This is a genomic window from Chryseobacterium shigense, from assembly GCF_900156575.1.
GTDB classification, from domain to species: Bacteria; Bacteroidota; Bacteroidia; order Flavobacteriales; family Weeksellaceae; genus Chryseobacterium; species Chryseobacterium shigense.
On record NZ_FTNY01000005.1, the window covers coordinates 172,651 to 190,128 of the forward strand.

Annotated in this window: 15 protein-coding genes; 4 read left to right on the forward strand and 11 right to left on the reverse strand. The window is 38.6% G+C overall.

What is annotated here, in order from left to right:
• Window positions 1–13 precede the first annotated feature (13 nt).
• The 8 genes from BW964_RS17870 to BW964_RS17910 all read right to left on the reverse strand — a co-directional run bounded on the left by BW964_RS17870 (window position 14) and on the right by BW964_RS17910 (window position 7,552).
• The gene (locus BW964_RS17870; RefSeq protein WP_076509223.1) at window positions 14–643 is read right to left on the reverse strand and encodes a 7-carboxy-7-deazaguanine synthase QueE; all 630 of its coding nucleotides are present in this window, start codon (window positions 641–643) and stop codon (window positions 14–16) included.
• Window positions 644–650: 7 nt separating this feature from the next.
• A complete protein-coding gene (locus BW964_RS17875) occupies window positions 651–1,535 on the reverse strand; it encodes a bifunctional 5,10-methylenetetrahydrofolate dehydrogenase/5,10-methenyltetrahydrofolate cyclohydrolase (RefSeq protein WP_034701320.1) in 885 nt (294 codons plus the stop codon).
• Window positions 1,536–1,556: 21 nt separating this feature from the next.
• Complete coding sequence (locus BW964_RS17880; RefSeq protein ID WP_076509225.1) at window positions 1,557–2,381, reverse strand: class I SAM-dependent methyltransferase; 825 nt, start codon at window positions 2,379–2,381, stop codon at window positions 1,557–1,559.
• A gap of 3 nt (window positions 2,382–2,384) precedes the next feature.
• Window positions 2,385–4,025 carry a glucose-6-phosphate isomerase gene (gene pgi, locus BW964_RS17885; RefSeq protein WP_076509227.1) on the reverse strand — a complete coding sequence of 547 codons (1,641 nt, stop codon included), beginning with the start codon at window positions 4,023–4,025 and terminating at the stop codon, window positions 2,385–2,387.
• Window positions 4,026–4,489: 464 nt separating this feature from the next.
• Window positions 4,490–5,098, reverse strand: coding sequence for a hypothetical protein (locus tag BW964_RS17895; protein ID WP_076509231.1), 609 nt, complete (start codon window positions 5,096–5,098; stop codon window positions 4,490–4,492).
• Window positions 5,088–5,597: an RNA polymerase sigma factor gene (locus BW964_RS17900; protein WP_076509233.1), complete on the reverse strand. Its 510-nt coding sequence runs from the start codon at window positions 5,595–5,597 to the stop codon at window positions 5,088–5,090. The genes BW964_RS17895 and BW964_RS17900 overlap by 11 nt, the downstream gene beginning before the upstream one ends.
• Window positions 5,598–5,622: 25 nt before the next feature.
• Window positions 5,623–6,492: a TraB/GumN family protein gene (locus tag BW964_RS17905; protein WP_076509235.1), complete on the reverse strand. Its 870-nt coding sequence runs from the start codon at window positions 6,490–6,492 to the stop codon at window positions 5,623–5,625.
• A gap of 157 nt (window positions 6,493–6,649) precedes the next feature.
• Complete coding sequence (locus BW964_RS17910; RefSeq protein ID WP_076509237.1) at window positions 6,650–7,552, reverse strand: DUF4349 domain-containing protein; 903 nt, start codon at window positions 7,550–7,552, stop codon at window positions 6,650–6,652.
• Window positions 7,553–7,762: 210 nt separating this feature from the next.
• Here BW964_RS17910 and BW964_RS17915 point away from each other — a divergent pair, with 210 nt between their 5' ends.
• Window positions 7,763–9,121, forward strand: coding sequence for an acyl-CoA dehydrogenase family protein (locus BW964_RS17915; protein ID WP_076509239.1), 1,359 nt, complete (start codon window positions 7,763–7,765; stop codon window positions 9,119–9,121).
• Between the two features lie 101 nt (window positions 9,122–9,222).
• Here the strand turns inward: BW964_RS17915 and BW964_RS17920 are convergent, their stop codons facing one another.
• The gene (locus tag BW964_RS17920) at window positions 9,223–9,600 is read right to left on the reverse strand and encodes a DoxX family protein (RefSeq protein ID WP_076509241.1); all 378 of its coding nucleotides are present in this window, start codon (window positions 9,598–9,600) and stop codon (window positions 9,223–9,225) included.
• A 157-nt stretch (window positions 9,601–9,757) separates the two neighbouring features.
• Between BW964_RS17920 and BW964_RS17925 the strand changes: the two genes are divergently transcribed.
• Window positions 9,758–9,997, forward strand: coding sequence for a bacteriocin-like protein (locus tag BW964_RS17925; RefSeq protein ID WP_076509243.1), 240 nt, complete (start codon window positions 9,758–9,760; stop codon window positions 9,995–9,997).
• An 87-nt stretch (window positions 9,998–10,084) separates the two neighbouring features.
• On the opposite strand, the gene BW964_RS17930 is transcribed toward BW964_RS17925, so the two are convergent.
• Window positions 10,085–11,197, reverse strand: coding sequence for an AI-2E family transporter (locus BW964_RS17930; RefSeq protein ID WP_076509246.1), 1,113 nt, complete (start codon window positions 11,195–11,197; stop codon window positions 10,085–10,087).
• Window positions 11,198–11,576: 379 nt separating this feature from the next.
• The gene (gene lon / locus BW964_RS17935) at window positions 11,577–13,982 is read right to left on the reverse strand and encodes an endopeptidase La (protein ID WP_076509248.1); all 2,406 of its coding nucleotides are present in this window, start codon (window positions 13,980–13,982) and stop codon (window positions 11,577–11,579) included.
• Window positions 13,983–14,242: 260 nt separating this feature from the next.
• On the opposite strand from lon, the gene BW964_RS17940 reads away from it, so the two are divergent.
• Together BW964_RS17940 and BW964_RS17945 are read left to right on the forward strand one after the other, a co-directional pair.
• Window positions 14,243–16,393, forward strand: a complete 2,151-nt coding sequence (locus BW964_RS17940; protein ID WP_076509251.1) for a peptidylprolyl isomerase — start codon at window positions 14,243–14,245, stop codon at window positions 16,391–16,393.
• A gap of 131 nt (window positions 16,394–16,524) precedes the next feature.
• Window positions 16,525–17,475, forward strand: a complete 951-nt coding sequence (locus BW964_RS17945; protein ID WP_076509253.1) for an MlaD family protein — start codon at window positions 16,525–16,527, stop codon at window positions 17,473–17,475.
• Window positions 17,476–17,478 lie beyond the last annotated feature (3 nt).

Here is a 17,478-nt window from a genome sequence, read left to right on the forward strand (position 1 = left end):
CTAAATCAAAGCTTTAAGGGATATTCAGGTACTTATGCGTCTGAACGGAAGCCTGCCATTCCGGATGGGCCAAAATAAAATCGGTAATCTTGGGATACATCTCATCACGTTTGCTCCATTCGCTCTGCATATACAGTCTACACTTTTCAGAAACCTTCGCAGCTTGTTCCTGTGCGAAAGTGAAGTCGTGTTGATTGAATATGATTACTTTAAGTTCACTGGCCTGCTGATAGATCTCTTCTTTCGGAAGTCCTGTTTTCTTAGGAGAAAGGGTGATCCAGTCGATCTGTCCGCTTAGCGGATATGCTCCTGAAGTTTCAATATGAATGGTACATCCCAGTTCCTTTAATTTGGAGGTCAGAATATCCAGATTCCACATCAGCGGTTCTCCGCCCGTCAGCACAATAGTCTTACAGTGTTTTGCTGCCGTTTCGGCAATTTCCTCTGCATTCATCAATGGATGGAGGTTAGGGTCCCAGCTTTCTTTTACATCACACCAGTGACATCCCACGTCGCAGCCTCCCAATCTGATGAAATAGGATGCTTTTCCGGTGTGGGCTCCTTCTCCCTGTAAAGTGTAAAAATGCTCCATTACGGGGAGCATTTTACCTTCTTTTAATAAAATATCTTCTTCTTTATTCATTTTAAAATTAGTCGTTATAGACCGAAGTTTTGTATGCGATGATGGTATTCTTCATCAGCATGGCTCTTGTCATTGGGCCTACTCCTCCCGGTACTGGTGTGATCCAGCTTGCTTTAGCTGCACAGCTGTCAAAATCTACGTCACCTGCCAGGTAGTATCCTTTCGGAGAGTCATCATCTACTCTTGTAATCCCTACATCTACGATTACTGCGCCATCTTTGATCATGTCTCCTTTTAAGAAGTGAGGATCACCTAAAGCAGTAATGACGATATCGGCCTTTTTTGTATATTCTTCGATGTCTTTTGTGTAAGAGTGTGTTAAAGTCACGGTAGAGTTCCCCGGGAAATCTTTTCTTCCCATCAGGATACTCATAGGTCTTCCTACGATTTTACTTCTTCCGATGATCACACAGTCTTTTCCTTTAGTTTCAATATTGTATCTTTCCAATAATGTCAAAATTCCGAAAGGAGTAGCGGGAAGGAACGTGTCCATTTCCAAAGCCATTTTTCCGAAGTTTTCAGGATGGAAACCATCTACATCTTTTCTTGGATCAATAGCCAGAATGATCTTTTCCTGATCGATCTGGTCCGGTAAAGGTAATTGTACGATGAAACCGTCTACTGCTTTAGATTTATTAAGCTCATCGATTTTTTCCAATAATTCAGACTCAGAAACTGTACTTGGGAATTTAACAAGCGTAGAACGGAATCCTACTTCCTCACAGTCTTTTACTTTACTGTTTACATACGCTTTGCTCGCTCCATTGTTTCCTACAAGAATGGCGACCAAATGTGGTGCTCTTTTCTTGCTTTCAAGGATCTTTTCCACTTCAACCTTGATCTCCGCTTTGATTTCTTTGGATACTTTAAGTCCGTCAAGAATTTCTGCCATTTTTACTTTTTTTACTTTTATTTAGATTTTATTGAATACAACAATATCCTGGAATTCATCCGCACTTTCCTTGTCTACATTCGTTCTCCAGAATCCCTCTTTTACTGTGGTCACTTTTAAACCGGCTTCTGCAGCCATCTGATTCAGTAGAGGAATACTTACCGCAATATTAGCTGCGGTCACTTTATCATCCATCAGCCTGTAGCCTTCATATTGATGGGGGAAAGGCATGGTGCCGAATTCCGTTTTGGAATCATCATACAGAAAGAACGTGGCCAGGCACTGTCCGCCGCTGTTCAAAACCCGGCTGATCTCACTCAGATATCTTCTGATCTCGGGAATCTGCATATGTGTAAAAACAGAGAACAGGAATACTTTATCAAATTGTGCATCATTATAAGGAAATGTAAAGTTTTCTGCTTTTTGGCTGAAAGTATTGTACAGATCATTATAAATCGGGGTAAACTTGAATTTAAAATTCGGATGTTTCTGACCAATATTTTTATTACACCAGCTGATTCCTTTTTCTACGGCATCAAAGCCGTCATAAGTTCCTTTATCAATCACTCCTGTAAGGGCTACGGCGGTTCTTCCGATTCCGCATCCTACATCCAGGACATGATCTGTGTTTTGCAGGTCAATGTATTTTTTCAGCGCATTCACCTGACGAATCCCATGAGGAATAAAGTCGCTGCCTCCCACATAAATATCTCCTTTTTTAGGTTCATTCTTGGATCTTTTCCCGGTAAGACCTTCGTAGAGGTCTATCGGGAAATAATAGATCTTTCTTCCCAAAAGTCTGAGACCGGGAGGAAGTTTATAATAATATGATCGTAATGCAGACATCTGCTACTTATTTCCTTTATAATAATTGATCAGTCCGTTTGTAGAGCTGTCATGAGACTTGATCGATTCATTGTTTTCAAGCTCGGGAAGAATTTTATTGGCTAAAACTTTTCCTAATTCCACCCCGAACTGGTCGAAACTGAAAATATTCCAGATAACGCCCTGAACGAAAATCTTATGCTCATACATCGCAATCAACTGGCCCAATGAAAAAGGAGTTAATTCGTTGAATAATATAGAGTTGGTAGGGGTGTTTCCGTGGAATACTTTATAATTCAGTAATCGGTCTATTTCTTCTTCAGATTTACCCTCATTTCTTAATTCCTGCTCTACTTCCTCTTCAGATTTTCCAAAGGCAAGTGCTTCAGTCTGTGCAAAAAAGTTGGCTAAAAGTTTAGGCTGGTGATCAGAAACAGCATTGCTGCTTTTGACATAGGCGATAAAATCTGCGGGAATTAGTTCAGTTCCCTGATGGATAAGCTGGTAGAAAGCATGTTGTCCGTTGGTTCCCGGTTCTCCCCAAATGATAGGCCCTGTTTCGTATTCTACAAATTCTCCGTTTCTATCTACGCATTTTCCGTTGCTTTCCATGTCTCCCTGCTGAAGATAAGCTGCAAACCTGTCCAGATACTGAGAATAAGGAAGAATGGCATACGTTGTTGCCGCGTAGAAATTACGGTACCAAATCCCTAAAAGTCCCATGAGTACCGGAACGTTTTCTGAGAAATCAGCAGTCTGGAAATGTTGGTCAGTATCAGAAGCTCCCTTTAGAAGTTCTTCAAAATGATCGTATCCTACTGCCAGAACAATGCTTAAACCGATAGCGCTCCAAAGAGAATATCTTCCGCCTACCCAGTCCCAGAATTCAAAAATATTTTCTTCAGCAATTCCGAACTTTTTAACAGCTTCAACATTAGTGGATAAAGCCACGAAATGTTTCGCCACATCTTCTTCTTTTCCTGCTTTCAAAAACCAGTCTTTCGCTGAATTGGCATTGGTCATCGTTTCCTGAGTCGTAAAGGTCTTGGAAGCGATAATGAATAATGTTGTTTCGGGATTCAGTTTTTTAACGGTTTCAGCAATGTGGTTCCCGTCAACATTTGAAACAAAATGAACGTTTAATCTGGTTTTAAAATGCTTTAAAGCAGAACAAACCATCACGGGACCAAGATCTGAACCTCCGATTCCGATATTCACCACATCGGTAATTTCTTTTCCGCTGAAACCTTTGTGATCCCCTGAAATGATTTTTTCAGAGAATGCTTTCATCTGGTCAAGAACTCTTCTGATCTGAGGCTTGATATTTTCACCGTCTACCAAGATCTCTTTATCTGAAAAATCCCTCAAAGCGGTATGCAGTACGGCTCTTCCTTCTGTTTCATTGATCTTGTCTCCGGAAAACATTTTTGAGATAGCATCTTTCAGCTGACATTCTTCTGCCAATTGCAGTAAAAGTTCTCTGGTTCTTGCATCGATCAGATTTTTAGAATAATCAAAAAGGAAATGATCTCTCTGCAAAGAAAATTCTTTGAAACGTTCAGGATTGTACTGGAAAAGACTTCTTAAATCAAAGTCATTATCTGCAAAATGTTCGTCAAGCGCTTTCCAGCTATTGGTTTGTATAGGATTTATTTTTGATAGCATATGTTAGAAATTAGATAGGTTCAGAAAAGAAAGGCTGGATCAAATGTTTTAAATCCATATCATTTTATTTCTGATGTGCAAATTTAAGGAAAAATAAAACCTCAGATAAATTTGAGCACGATAAATAACATTTTTTTAAAAAAGAAACCCCAGATCAGGTCTGAGGTTTCATGGTTATTGATGGATGAAAGATAGCCAGGGAAAGTTATAGTGACGTGTTCTCGCAGATTGTACAGATAGAGCAGATAAGTTTTTTTTGACGCAAAGAAATTGATTATCTTATTTATAAAGGGAAGCAAAGGCGGAATCAATTTCATGGATTCGATGAAGCAGATGCTTTTTACCGATAGCTTCATCAGTGACGCAGTCAAAGTCTTTGCCTTCCTTAAACTAAACATTAAGAAGAGGAAGCTTTGCGTTAAAAAAACTTCATGTTTTCCCCAGGTTTTGCAGGTAATTTGAAGTTATTCATCCATTTCGTTCAGGATGTTTTCCAGACGTTTGGCATTTCTTCCGTAGATGTATTTTGTCCATAGCACAATACCGGCTACAATTGCGACGGTTCCGATAAGAACGCTGATGATTAAAACCTGCTGATAAGAATCAGCGAAATTTCCTAAAGACTTTCCTTTTTTCTCCAGTATATTATAGAATTCCAATCCTAATGTGATCATAAAGTGAGGAAGAAGCAGGAATCCGAAAGACTGGTATCTTTCCATGTTCAGTTTCAGTTCGTGGTATATTTTCCAAAGGCTGTTTTTGGTGTTTCCGTCATACAGCTCGGTCTGTTTATAAAATTTGTAAAATCCGAACAGATAGTAAGAGGAGATCACCACGAGCATCGCATATGAGGTATAGTAAATAATATACTGAGATTCCGGAAAATGGAGCTGCTGCGGAAAGAAAGCGATAAGAATCACGGCAATGACCTGCATGGGAAATTCTGCTTTCATACTTTTCTGGATCTTTTCAATAGGATGTTTACTTTTCTTTAGCTGTTCTATGGTGTTGGGAATAGTGAGGCTGCTGTCGTCTTCGTTATTCCACTGTTCTTTTAATTGATCAAAATTCATAGCCTGATTTTTTTATGATTTGCTGTATTTTTTCTTTGGTTCTGTTTAGCTTTACACGGGCGTTGCCTTCGCTCAGTCCCAGGTTGTCTCCGATTTCTTTGTGAGACATTCCTTCCATGAAATAAAATATAATGGCTTTTTCAAGGGCTTTGAGTTCCTGGACTGCACTGTAAAAGACTTCCAGTTGCTTGTCCTTCGCCGGATTGTAGTCTTCGGTTTGTACTTCAAAGTGATGGGGAGTATCCGTCTGATTACTTGTCCGTTGTTTTTCTTTTTTTAAATAAGTGATGGCGGTATTGATGGCTACACGGTACATCCATGTTGAAAATTCACTGTTCCCCTTGAAGTTTTGGTAAGATTTCCACAGCTGAATAAGGATTTCCTGCTGCAGGTCTTCCCGGTCTTCTAAAGAATCCGCATAGATACGGGAAGCCTTGAACAAAATGCCCTTGTGCTGATTGACGAGCTTTAAAAAAGCGGTTTCAGTTTGACTGCTCACGATGATTTCATGGTTTGGTTACACATTATAAGCTTAATACAGGTTTTACGGTGTATCCTTTCGCTTTCAGGAGACGGATCACGCCATTGTCACCCATAAGATGTGCGCCTCTTACTGCAAAGAAAGAACTTTCTTTTCTCATCATCTCAGGCATTTTTTCTGCCCAGTTTTTATTTCTGTCCGTCAGCATGGCTTTTTCCTGCTTGGCATTCATTATTTTATCATCTTTAAAGAGGGTATAAAGGGACTGTACATCTTCTTTTTTAAAGGCAGTGACCATTTTATTAAGCAGAATTTCATATTCCTTTCCCATTTTTAACTGGTTGATCACGGCTTTCAGATCATAAGCTTTATTAATGGAGGTCATCTGCTCCTCTACTTTTTCAAGTCCGGAAACTTTCTTTTTGCTTTTCATTGCATTTTTGAGAAGTTCTATTTCATACATTTTTATGTCATTCTGTGGACACGGTAAGGCTTTCATCGAAATCAATGCATACAATGCCTGTGAACTGGAATTATCCATCTTTTTTAAATCTGTTCCATAGTCAGCGAGGACTTTATCCAGTTCCTTTGCTTCCGCAGGAGTAAGCTGGTCTGATAGTTTTTTATCTGTCTGATACATTTTCTGCAGGGCTGTCATTTCAGCGGGATCTGTATAATTGATCTCCATCACAAATTGATCAGTTTTTTCAAGAGCTTTCATTATTTTAGGTTTGATCTCAAAATCCTTGCTGCACATGACATGAAAGGTGCCTGCAATATAAGAAGGTTGGGTAAGACCGTTTCCGGAAATTTCCCAGAGTGTGCTGTTTTCTGCATTCGCGTTCTGAGCTTTTGCGCTCATAAAGGTTGCTGATAACAATACTGCGAACCCAAGTTGTACTAAATTTTTCATATGATTAAAGTTTTTAATTATTTATTCTTTTAATCAGTAGGTAAGGGGAGTACAATGATCGTTACAGTTTTTTTTGAAAAAATAAAAAACCTCCCGGAAAAGGAGGTCTGTAAAATCTAAAATTATGATGATAACCAGCTGGTTAGGATTGCTTTTGTTATTCCTGAACTTTTTTGTGTTCAGTCTTTGTCAATTTTCTTTTTCTCAAAAAGTAAAGAACGGCACCTAAGATTAAGACTAAAGGCCAAATAGTGATAAGTCCCACAGCGATCTTTTGAATCAGGTAAAACCCTTCTACGAAAGCATTTTTAGCGTCATAGATAAAATTAAATTTATATTGATTGTCAATGTTGCGGGTATTGCTTACTGCAATTTCAGCGATACGAAGTTTAGGCTCTTTGATGTAAATGTCTATTGTGCTGTATTTGATGTTATCGGTAGTATCCATAGTGGCTAGCTGTTGCAGGTTTCCTTCCGCCATATTGTCATTGTCCAGCTTTACTTTGTCTTTATTCGTTTTAAGTTGATCAATATTTTCACCTGTTTTTTTAATTCTTTTGCCTTCCATTTCAGCATACTTGATGTTGGAGGTTACATCTTCCGCATTGATGGTTCTGTAATTGAGGAATACTTTTTTATCATTAATTTTTGTAAGCAGTTCACCTAGTTTTTCCGTAGGAACACGTACCTGCATAGTATTTTCTGTGTGGTATTTTTTGATCAGCATGGCTTCATGATCGGAAGTATTGTAGGTGTCCTCTGAAAGGATACTGCTCTGAAGATTGCTGTGCGTCACAAATCCTCCAAGATCCTGAACTGTTTTTTCAATGGAAACCGTTGCTTCGTACACGTCTTTGACTTCCATATTCACGTCAGCTGTTTTAATGAACTGTTTGTCCTTTACTTCCATAGTGGCAGCAGAAGAAACGCTGTCTGTAACCGTGGCAACAGTAGAATCTGAAGCAGAAACTTCTGTGGCGGCCACTTCTCCTTTTTTACACGAATAAATTCCTAATAAAAGAACTGCTGACAGGGATAGTTGAATGTAAGTCGTTTTCATAGCGTTGATTTTTTTGTGGGTTTACTTAGGTCAAAGTTCTGTAAGGATCGTATGTAATGTTTGAAAATCCACCGTAAAAAAATTGTAAAGAAATATTTCCATTTTAATGAATTGTAAATGAGTGTTTTGTAAAATAGATTATCCTTTGAGGGCTTATTTTCGGAGCAATTTTTGCTTAACTTTTACAAATCAACCCCACAAAACATTACTATGTCAAATACTTTTTCCAAAATCAGAAATGCTTTAGAATTATTCAGGTCGATAGATTTTGATCAGCTGAGTGCTATTTCTCAAAAAGTTGATCTGCCCAAGCTGATGCAGAATTTCTCCAAACTGGATGATAAACAGCTGAACGGAATGATGAAAATGCTTGATCCTCATAAGAAAAAACGGGAACTTCCTCCCATTGATGGGGATTTTTATGATATCTACCATACCTTGACTCCCGAGCAACGTGAGATTCAGCTTAAAGTAAGAGCGTTCATGGAAAAAGAAGTAAAGCCTTTGGTAAATCATTACTGGTTAAGAGACGAATTTCCATTTGAACTCATTCCAAAATTCCAGAAACTGAATATTTGCGGCGTCACTTATGAAGGATATGGCTGCCCGGGAATGCCTTTTCTGATGGAAGGGGTGATTGCAATGGAAATGGCGAGAATCGATGCTTCTATCGCTACATTTTTCGGCGTTCAGTCCGGATTGGCGATGGGGTCTATTTATATCTGCGGATCAGAAGAGCAAAAACAGAAATGGCTTCCCCAAATGCAGAAATTTGAAAAAATAGGAGCTTTCGGACTTACAGAACCGGAAGTAGGATCCGGAGCTGCGGGTGGCCTTACCGTGACCTGTAAAAAAACAGAAGAAGGCTGGATCCTTAATGGACAGAAAAAATGGATTGGAAATGCCACTTTTGCTGATTTAATCATCATCTGGGCTAGAGATCTCGATAGTGGAGAGGTGAAAGGATTTATCGTAGAAAAAGATAATCCGGGCTATTCGGTTGAAAAAATCAAAGGAAAAATGGCATTGAGGATTGTGCAGAACGGGCTGATCACTTTAACGGACTGTGTGGTCACGGAAGAAAACCGCCTGCAAAATGCCAATTCATTCAAAGATACCGGAAAAGTATTGCGTATGACGAGGGCGGGAGTGGCCTGGATGGCTACTGGTTGTGCAAGAGGGGCTTACGAAAGTGCCCTGCAATATACCAGAACAAGAGAACAGTTCGGAAAACCGATTGCGTCATTTCAGATGATTCAGGGACATTTGGTAGAAATGCTTTCCAATCTTACGGCCATGCAGACCATGGTTTTCAGGCTGTCTGAAATGCAGGATGAAGGAATTTTAAAGGATGAGCATGCTTCGCTGGCCAAAGTTTTCTGTACTTTGAGAACAAGAGATATTGTTTCCAGAGCAAGAGAAGTATTGGGAGGAAATGGTATTCTCCTTGAATATGATGTCGCAAGATTTGTGGCCGATGCGGAAGCCATCTATTCTTATGAAGGAACAAAAGAGATTAATTCACTGATTGTAGGAAGATCCATCACCGGATTCAGTGCATTTGTATAAATTATTTAATGTGAATTGTGAATGGTCAGCAGTGAATTTTTCGCGTGATATAAAAATTGACAGCGAAGCTAATTGACCATTCACTATTCACCAGTAGTTTTTTAACTAATCAAAGCCTTATATTTCTCTCTTTCGTCAATAATTGCCCAAATATTGATCAGAAACATCACTATTGCGGTGATGATTCCCATTTGGCTAGGATCTCTGTACAGATTGTGAATAACAATCCCTACCATGACAGGAAGAAGGATGATGGCACCCAAAGCTTTGGTTTTCGGAAAGATAAATAATACCCCACCCAAAATTTCCACAATTCCCACTAATGGAAACAGCCAGCCGATTTCACTGAAGGCAGCAAAGATCTTCGTCTGCTCAGGAGTCATTTTAGGCATGGGCGAATAGTGGAGGAATTTGTTCAAACCGGCATTGATGAAGATTAAAGCAAATAGGAAAGAAAAGATAAATTTTACGATTTTCATAATTGTTGATTTTACATCAAATGTAAAACAAAAATATCATTCGTTTATTTATTTTTATTAAAATTTGTTAATATCTCTTGTTTTTATTTTGAATCTAGTGTAATTTGTAAATCGAATTTAATATATTTGTTGTACAAATCAAACTAAACAAAGTATTATGCTTAAAAATCTTCAAAAATTAAATCGTGAAAATTTAAAAAAAGTTAATGGAGGAGGAAAGCCGCCTATTTGTGATATTGGACCCGAAGGATGCCCATGTAAAATTCCACCTGGAGATCCTTGTTTAGGAGGCTCAGGAGGTGGAGGCCAGGATCTGGGATATTGTCCTGACAGTCACGCATATATTCCATGTAATCAAACTTGTCCTGATGGAAGAGATCCATTGTGTGCATTGTAAAACGTATAGATAGGGCTGTCTCAATCGGGACAGTCTTTTTTTTGAATAATTTTACAGATAAAATCTTGAATGACCAGGGCATTCTGATCAGTCCATTTCTTTCAGCGTAATGTTCTTTGAGATTTTATAGCTCTTTTTCTTTTTATCGGGTTTTTCTTCTTCTCCGAGCAGTTTCCCCCAAGGCCTTAAACCGTCTACTCTCTCAAAGATAATTTTAATGATAGCAATAGCAGGGATGCAAAGAAACATTCCAGCAATTCCCCAAAGGTGTTCCCCCAGAATAATTCCTATAAAAGAAAATAAGGCATTGATCTTTACCTTCGAACCTACTACAAAGGGAAGGACAATATTTCCGTCAATAACGTGAATCGCAATATATCCAATCGCTACGTACACACATGTAGAGGGTGTTCCCGTGGCAAAGGCAATAAAACAGGAGATTAAAAGAGATAGGCAGATTCCCAGGTAAGGAATTACATTTAATAAACCGGTCAGAACTGCAAGAAGGATGGCGTATTTCACCCCTAAAACAGTGAGGAGGATAGATGACAAAATCGAAACAATCAGCACCTGTAAACAGAGTCCGAAAATATACTTCTTCGTCATCACTCTGATCTCGGTAACCACTTCCTGTACACTGGCTTTATGCTTTTCGTTAAAAACGGTTACAATAAAATTATTAAGGATTCTTCTGTAATTTAAAATAAAGATAAAGAACAGGGTGAAAAACACGATAAAACCAAATCCGCTTGAAAATATACCGAAAGTAAAACCCAGAATGACTCCGGAAGAGGACAATAGTTTATTTAATCCCTGATTAATGTAATCAAGCTGTTCATCAATCTTTACGTTGAATGTTTTTGAGATCCAGTGTTGCAGATTGTTAAAAACTGTGGTCATCTGATCTCTGAGATGTGGTAAATCTTTACTGAAATCAGAAAGCTGCGATCCGAAAAAATAAATGATCCCTGATAAAATGGCAAGCATAACAAAAACGGAAGCCATCGTAGATATAGATCTCGGAAATCTTAATCTTTTCTCCAGGAAATTAGCCGCCGGAAGAAAGAGCATAGCCATTAAAAAAGCTAAGAAGAATGGAGCTAAAATGCTCTGTCCAAGCGTCAGCAGGTAACCAAGACCGATAATGGAAATGATGACAAGCGTGAGTTTAACAAGAAAGGGGAGTTTGAGGAGATTCATAATTTTTCAGATCTGTCGGATAAAAATAAGAAAACCCATCTAATTAATGGGCCCTTTTCGTTTAATTAACATAATTCTTTTTGATAGAGAAGAAGGACTACAGCACCGTGTGGTATGTCTTTCTTAAAATTAATCCTAACTTTTTTTATCATTAATAGTTTTATTTGAATTTCATAAATCTAATGCAGATTTCTAAGATTTATGATATTGAAGAAAATCTTAGAGGTGTATAAACCTTTTGTGCTCTTCCTATACTCCATATATTTAGCTTAAAATCAATTAAGTGTAAAAATTTTTGCGTCTTTTGTGGTTCAATAAAAAACGCACCCCAGACATAATCTGAGATGCGTTTTCTTATTGAGAGTTGATATGTTCTGAATTATTTTTCGATCGCTATATCAATCACCTCTTCCATTCTGTTGACATAATGGACAGTGAGATTTTTTAGATAATCTTTTTTGATCTCTTCTACATCTTTTCTGTTGGCTTCGCAAAGGATCACCTCTTTGATACCAGCTCTTGTTGCGGCAAGAAGTTTTTCTTTAATTCCTCCTACAGGAAGTACCTTTCCTCTTAGTGTTATTTCTCCCGTCATCGCAAGATGAGGTTTTACTTTCTTGTTTTTGAATGAAGAAACCATAGAGGTCAGCATAGCAATACCCGCAGACGGTCCGTCTTTCGGTGTGGCTCCTTCCGGAACGTGAACGTGAATGTTTTTCTTATCCAGATCTTCCTGTGCGATGCCAAGGTCATCATGTCTTGCTTTGATATATTCTAAGGCGATTGTTGCAGACTCTTTCATGACGGTTCCGAGGTTTCCGGTCATCGTCAGGCTTCCTTTTCCGTTGCTTAAAATACTTTCAATATATAAAATATCTCCCCCGACACTCGTCCAGGCTAAGCCAGTCACAACACCAGGTACACCGGTGATTTCAGAAAGACTTTTAGGTCTTGGCACCCCAAGGATTTCATCTATTTTTTCAATAGTAATTTTGGGGTCGTATTCTTTCACCAAAGCCGTTTGAAGAGCGACCCATCTTGCAATGGCAGCAATTCTTTTTTCTAAAGTTCTCACCCCGCTTTCCGAAGTATGGGCTTCAATGATATGTTTAAGCTCAGGATTTCCAAGTTTGAATGATTTGGCATCCAATCCGTTTTCGTCCTGTTGTTTTTTTATTAAATGTCTTTTCGCAATCTCCGTTTTTTCCTCCATCGTATATCCTGCAATCTGGATGATCTCTGTTCTGTCTAAAAGCGGCGTCTGAATTGTAGAAAGTGAATTGGCAGTTGCAATAAACATTACTTTAGACAAATCATACCCCATTTCCAAGAAATTATCATAGAAAGATTTATTCTGCTCAGGATCAAGAACTTCAAGAAGCGCTGAAGTCGGGTCACCGTGAAGTCCCTGCGCAATTTTATCAATTTCATCAAGAACAATCACCGGGTTGGAAGTACCTGATTTTTTGATCGTCTGCAGGATTCTTCCCGCCATCGCTCCAATGTATGTTTTTCTGTGTCCCCGGATCTCACTTTCGTCATGAAGTCCCCCCAGAGATAACCTTACATATTTTCTTCCCAGTGCATCAGCCACAGATTTCCCCAAAGACGTTTTTCCTACTCCCGGAGGTCCTACCAATAGTAGAATTGGAGATTTCATGTTGTTTTTCAATTTTAAAACCGCCATGTGCTCCAGAATCCTTTTCTTAATATCTTCAAGTCCGAAATGAGCTTTATCCAAGATCTTTTCCGCTTTAGCAATATCAAAAACATCTTTTGTATAGGTTTCCCATGGAAGATCTGTAAAGAAATCAAGATAATTTCTCTGTACATTATAATCGGGAGAGTTCGTGTTCTGACGCTGAAGTCTGTTGATCTCCTTCTGGAAATGATCTTCCACCTCCTGATTCCATTTTTTTCTACTGGCCTTCTCAATCAGTTCTTCCACATCACTTTCAGGCCCTCCTCCAAGCTCATCCTGAATCGTTCTGATCTGTTGGTTCAGAAAATATTCTCTTTGCTGCTTGTCAAGGTCTTTTGAAGTTTTCTGATGGATCTGATTTCTTAATTCCAGTTTTCTGAAATCTTCGTGCATCATCTCATAGCACTTGTTCGCCCTTTCTACGAGGCTTTTTTCTTCAAGAAGTTTTTGCTTTTCTATGGATGGGAAATTGGAATTCGTGCAGATGAAATTCAGCAGATCATCGTTGTTGGTGATGTTCTTGATCGCAAAATTGGCTGCATTTGGAATATTCGGATCCAGCTCAATAATCTTTAGAGCCAGATCTTTTATATTTTCAAGCAAGGCATCATACTCTTCCTTGTTTTTCGGACGGGTATCTTTTAATTTTGTGATTTCCGCTTTAAAATACGGTTTGCTTTCTACGATCTTTTTGATCTTAAATCTGTGGAAGCCTTTTGTAATAGCAGTGATATTACCTTCAGGAAGTTTTATAATTTTTATGATCTTGGCTAATGTGCCGGTGGAGTACATGTCTTTTTCACCAGGCTGCTCCAGTTCTGAGTTTTTCTGGCTGACGATCCCAATGAAATCACCGTTTTTCTGTGCTTCTTCCAAAAGCTGTATCGATGTTTTTCTTCCTGCAGTAATAGGAATGACTACGTTCGGAAACATAACCATATTTCTTACCGGAAGTATAGGGAATATTTTTTGTTCGGAATTTTTATCAGTCTCCGAGAAGTCTGAAAGATTGATCTCTTCGGCTACAATGTCAAACCCATCGCTGATCATTTCCTCTAAACTAATATCTTCAAATTCTGTCATAGTAAATCAAATGACAAATTGTCATCTTCGTTTTAAATCGTTAAAATGATATTTTACAATATGCGCTGAAAACGTGCAGCGTATTACGGTTCTCTACATTGCACAATACCTATGCCATTTGTTTTTTGCTAAAAAATATGGTCAAAATTTCCTTTTTTCAACAATCTTTCATTTTAAAAATTAAAATAAAGGACTTCTGCTTCTCTAATTTCTTAAAAATGTGTATTTTCGCAAACTGATAAAAAACTATAATATATAAAATGGCAATTTTAGGACAGATTAGGAGTAAGCCTTGGCTTTTGATGGGAGTGATAGCATTGGCGCTTTTAGCGTTTCTGGTAAACCCTGATAGCATCGACAAGGTTTTTGGGAAAAATCCTGACGTTTTAGGAAAAGTAAACGGTGAGAAAGTCACCCGCGAAGAGTTCAATGATCAGCTTTTCGTACTGCAGCAGCAGGCTGGACAACAAGGCCGTCCAAAAACGGGACTTGAAGAGCAGGCTTGGCAGTTACTTGTACAATCTAAACTTATCAAGCAACAGTTTGAGAAATTGGGCTTTGAGATGACTGACGACTATTTCTGGAATCAGATCCAGTATGATCAGATGTTTGCCCAACAACAACAGTTCTTTGACGAGAAAGGTAATTTTAAAACTCAAGAACTTAAAAAAGAGATTGAAACATTAAAAGGCACCAATCCGGAAGGTTACAACCAATGGTTGAAAACCAGAAAAACCGTGGAGTACAGACTCATGGCGAGACAGGTGTTTTCTAATATTTCAGCGGGTATTACAACGGGTAAGAAAGAAGCTGAAGAGCTTATGAAGCAGAGAGACCAGTTGGCAGATATCGATTTTGTAAAGATCGATTATGCAGCATACCTTCAGAAAACGAAAATTAACGTTACTACGGCAGACCTTGATAACTATATCAAGCAACACCCGGTAATGTTCAAAGCTGAACCTAGCAGAAATATTGGAATTGTATATTTCCCTTCCAAACCTAGCCCGGCAGATGATGCCGCGGCTCAGAAGGAAATCAATAAACTTTTCTCTGGAGGGACAGATGCAAGTGGAGGAACTGAAAACTTCCAGAATACAAAGAATGACTCTATGTTTGTAATGGCCAATTCTGATATGCCTTATAACAATCAGTATGCAAAGCCTAACCAATTGCCTCAGACTATTCAGGGACAAATCGCATCTGCCGCTATCGGACAGACTTTTGGACCTTACAAAGAGCAAAACTTCTACGTGGTTTCAAAACTTTTAGATAAAAAGACTTCTGACTCTACATTGTCGAGACACATCCTGATTGCTTTCAAAGGAAGCCCTGCAGGAGAAGGAGTGACAAGATCTAAGGAGCAGGCTAAGAAATTGGCAGACTCTATCGGAGCTATTGTAAAAGCGAATCCAGGGAAATTTACAGAGTTTATTAAACTTTCTAATGATCCAAGTTCTGCAGCACAGGGAGGAAGCTTAGGATGGACAACGCCTGAAACGCCTTTCGTTCCGGAATTCCTTACCTATTTGGCCAACAATCCTAAAGGAGCTACTGGTGTTGTAGAAACACAGTTTGGATACCATATCATCAATATTGAAGATAAAAAACCAGGTTCAATGAGCTATAAAGTAGCGAACCTTGTAAAAGAAGTGAAGCCTTCGGATGCTACAGAAGCAGAATCTGATAAAAAAGCAAGAAGATTTATTCAGCAGGTTCAGGGGAAATCTTTCAACGATTTCGTGAACATTGCTAAGAAAGAAAACTTTCAGTTCTCTAACCCTAAAGCCGCCAAAAGATTTGACGGACAACTTCAGGGACTGGGTACGGATAAAGATGGAGAAATCTTAGCTTGGGCTTTCAATAAGAAAACATCTAAAGGAGATACAGAATTCTTTACTGTAGAAGGAACAGGAGATAAAATTGTAGCCTATCTTAACGGGAAACAAGACGCAGGTCTTGCAGATGCTGAATCTGTAAGAGACCAGATTGAAGTGATTGTTAAAAATAAATTAGCAGCAAAACAGATTTCTGATAAAATTGCAGGCGCTAAAGCATCAAGTTTAGATCAGATTGCTAAACTATTTGCTTCAACGAAGCAAACTGCTCAGGTGAATATGCTTAATCCTTCCGTAGCAGGTTCTATGGAGCCTAAAGTTGCCGGTGCAGCTTTCGGTGTTGCCAAAGGAAAACTTTCTAATCCTATCGAAGGAGGAACAGGGGTTTATGTATTGATCAAAAAATCAGAAACCATCAACAAACAGCCGGGTGATCTTAAACAATTTACTGAGTCTATTACCCAGAGAGGAGCTCAGATGTTCGGACCGGCCTGGATGAAGAGCCTTCAGGATAATGCAGATATCAAAGATTACAGAATCGAGATCTGGAACAAGGTTGGAAATCGACAATAGTAAGAAATTAATTTTTACAGATATAAAAGCGGCAGATTTTTCTGTCGCTTTTTTTGTATTTAACGCAGAACAATAAAGAAAAAGATTAATTTAAAATGTGTTATATTTGCTCATTAGAAAAAATTTAGCAAGTGAAGTTCAGTAAAGAATTAAAAGCTGGTGTGATCGCACTTCTGGCTATTGTAGGCTTTGTAGTGTTGTTTCAGTTTATGAAAGGCAGAAGTCTTTTTACTACCGATAATATATTTTACGCAAAATACGATAATGTAGAAGGGCTGGCTCAGTCATCTGCAGTTTCCATCAATGGTTTGAAAGTAGGACAGGTCGACAAGATCATTCCTAGGACAGCAAAAGACGGAAAGATCAGTTTTGTAGTAAAAATTACGGTAGATGACAAGTTCGAGTTTTCCAAAAATTCAACCCTTGAGATCTTTGAACCTGGACTGATGTCCGGAAAAGAAATGAGGGTAAATCTTATGTACGGTGGTCAGACTGCAAAGGATGGAGACACCCTTCAGGGTTCTTTCAAGTTGGGAACATTGGGAAGCCTTTCTTCTCAGGTAGGACCCGTGAAGGATCAGCTGCAAACGGTTTTACATCGTGTGGACTCTTTAATGGCTAATGCCAATCTATTGGTTGATGGTCAGAACAGAGCCGAAATCAAAGCATTGCTTTCCAATCTTAATAAGACCGTAGGTGCTTTGCAGACTACAGCAGGAAGTGTAAACAGCCTTGTAGGACATAATGATCCAAAGCTGCAAAAAGTACTTGATGATGCAAGCGTTACCATGCAGAGTGGAAAAGTAACTTTGGATAAATACGGAAATCTTGCAGAAAGTATCGATACTAAAAAACTGAATGCGGCCATCTCAAATTTAGATGCTACCGTAGGAAAGCTTAATCAGGTCATTGCAGGAGTTGATAACGGACAAGGAAGTTTAGGAAAATTAATGAAGGATGAGCAGCTATACAATAATCTGAATTCTGCTTCTACCAATCTGAATTCATTAATTGAAGACATGAAAGCAAACCCTAAGAGATATATTAATTTCTCTGTTTTCGGAAAGAACAATAAAGACTAATCA

Bases quoted from the DNA above. Each gene is read 5' to 3' on its own strand.
- BW964_RS17870 (WP_076509223.1), bottom strand. From the start codon at position 643: ATGAATAAAGAAGAAGATATTTTATTAAAAGAAGGTAAAATGCTCCCC.
- BW964_RS17875 (WP_034701320.1), bottom strand. From the start codon at position 1,535: ATGGCAGAAATTCTTGACGGACTTAAAGTATCCAAAGAAATCAAAGCG.
- BW964_RS17880 (WP_076509225.1), bottom strand. From the start codon at position 2,381: ATGTCTGCATTACGATCATATTATTATAAACTTCCTCCCGGTCTCAGA.
- pgi (WP_076509227.1), bottom strand. From the start codon at position 4,025: ATGCTATCAAAAATAAATCCTATACAAACCAATAGCTGGAAAGCGCTT.
- BW964_RS17895 (WP_076509231.1), bottom strand. From the start codon at position 5,098: ATGAATTTTGATCAATTAAAAGAACAGTGGAATAACGAAGACGACAGC.
- BW964_RS17905 (WP_076509235.1), bottom strand. From the start codon at position 6,492: ATGAAAAATTTAGTACAACTTGGGTTCGCAGTATTGTTATCAGCAACC.
- BW964_RS17910 (WP_076509237.1), bottom strand. From the start codon at position 7,552: ATGAAAACGACTTACATTCAACTATCCCTGTCAGCAGTTCTTTTATTA.
- BW964_RS17915 (WP_076509239.1), top strand. From the start codon at position 7,763: ATGTCAAATACTTTTTCCAAAATCAGAAATGCTTTAGAATTATTCAGG.
- BW964_RS17920 (WP_076509241.1), bottom strand. From the start codon at position 9,600: ATGAAAATCGTAAAATTTATCTTTTCTTTCCTATTTGCTTTAATCTTC.
- BW964_RS17925 (WP_076509243.1), top strand. From the start codon at position 9,758: ATGCTTAAAAATCTTCAAAAATTAAATCGTGAAAATTTAAAAAAAGTT.
- BW964_RS17930 (WP_076509246.1), bottom strand. From the start codon at position 11,197: ATGAATCTCCTCAAACTCCCCTTTCTTGTTAAACTCACGCTTGTCATC.
- lon (WP_076509248.1), bottom strand. From the start codon at position 13,982: ATGACAGAATTTGAAGATATTAGTTTAGAGGAAATGATCAGCGATGGG.
- BW964_RS17940 (WP_076509251.1), top strand. From the start codon at position 14,243: ATGGCAATTTTAGGACAGATTAGGAGTAAGCCTTGGCTTTTGATGGGA.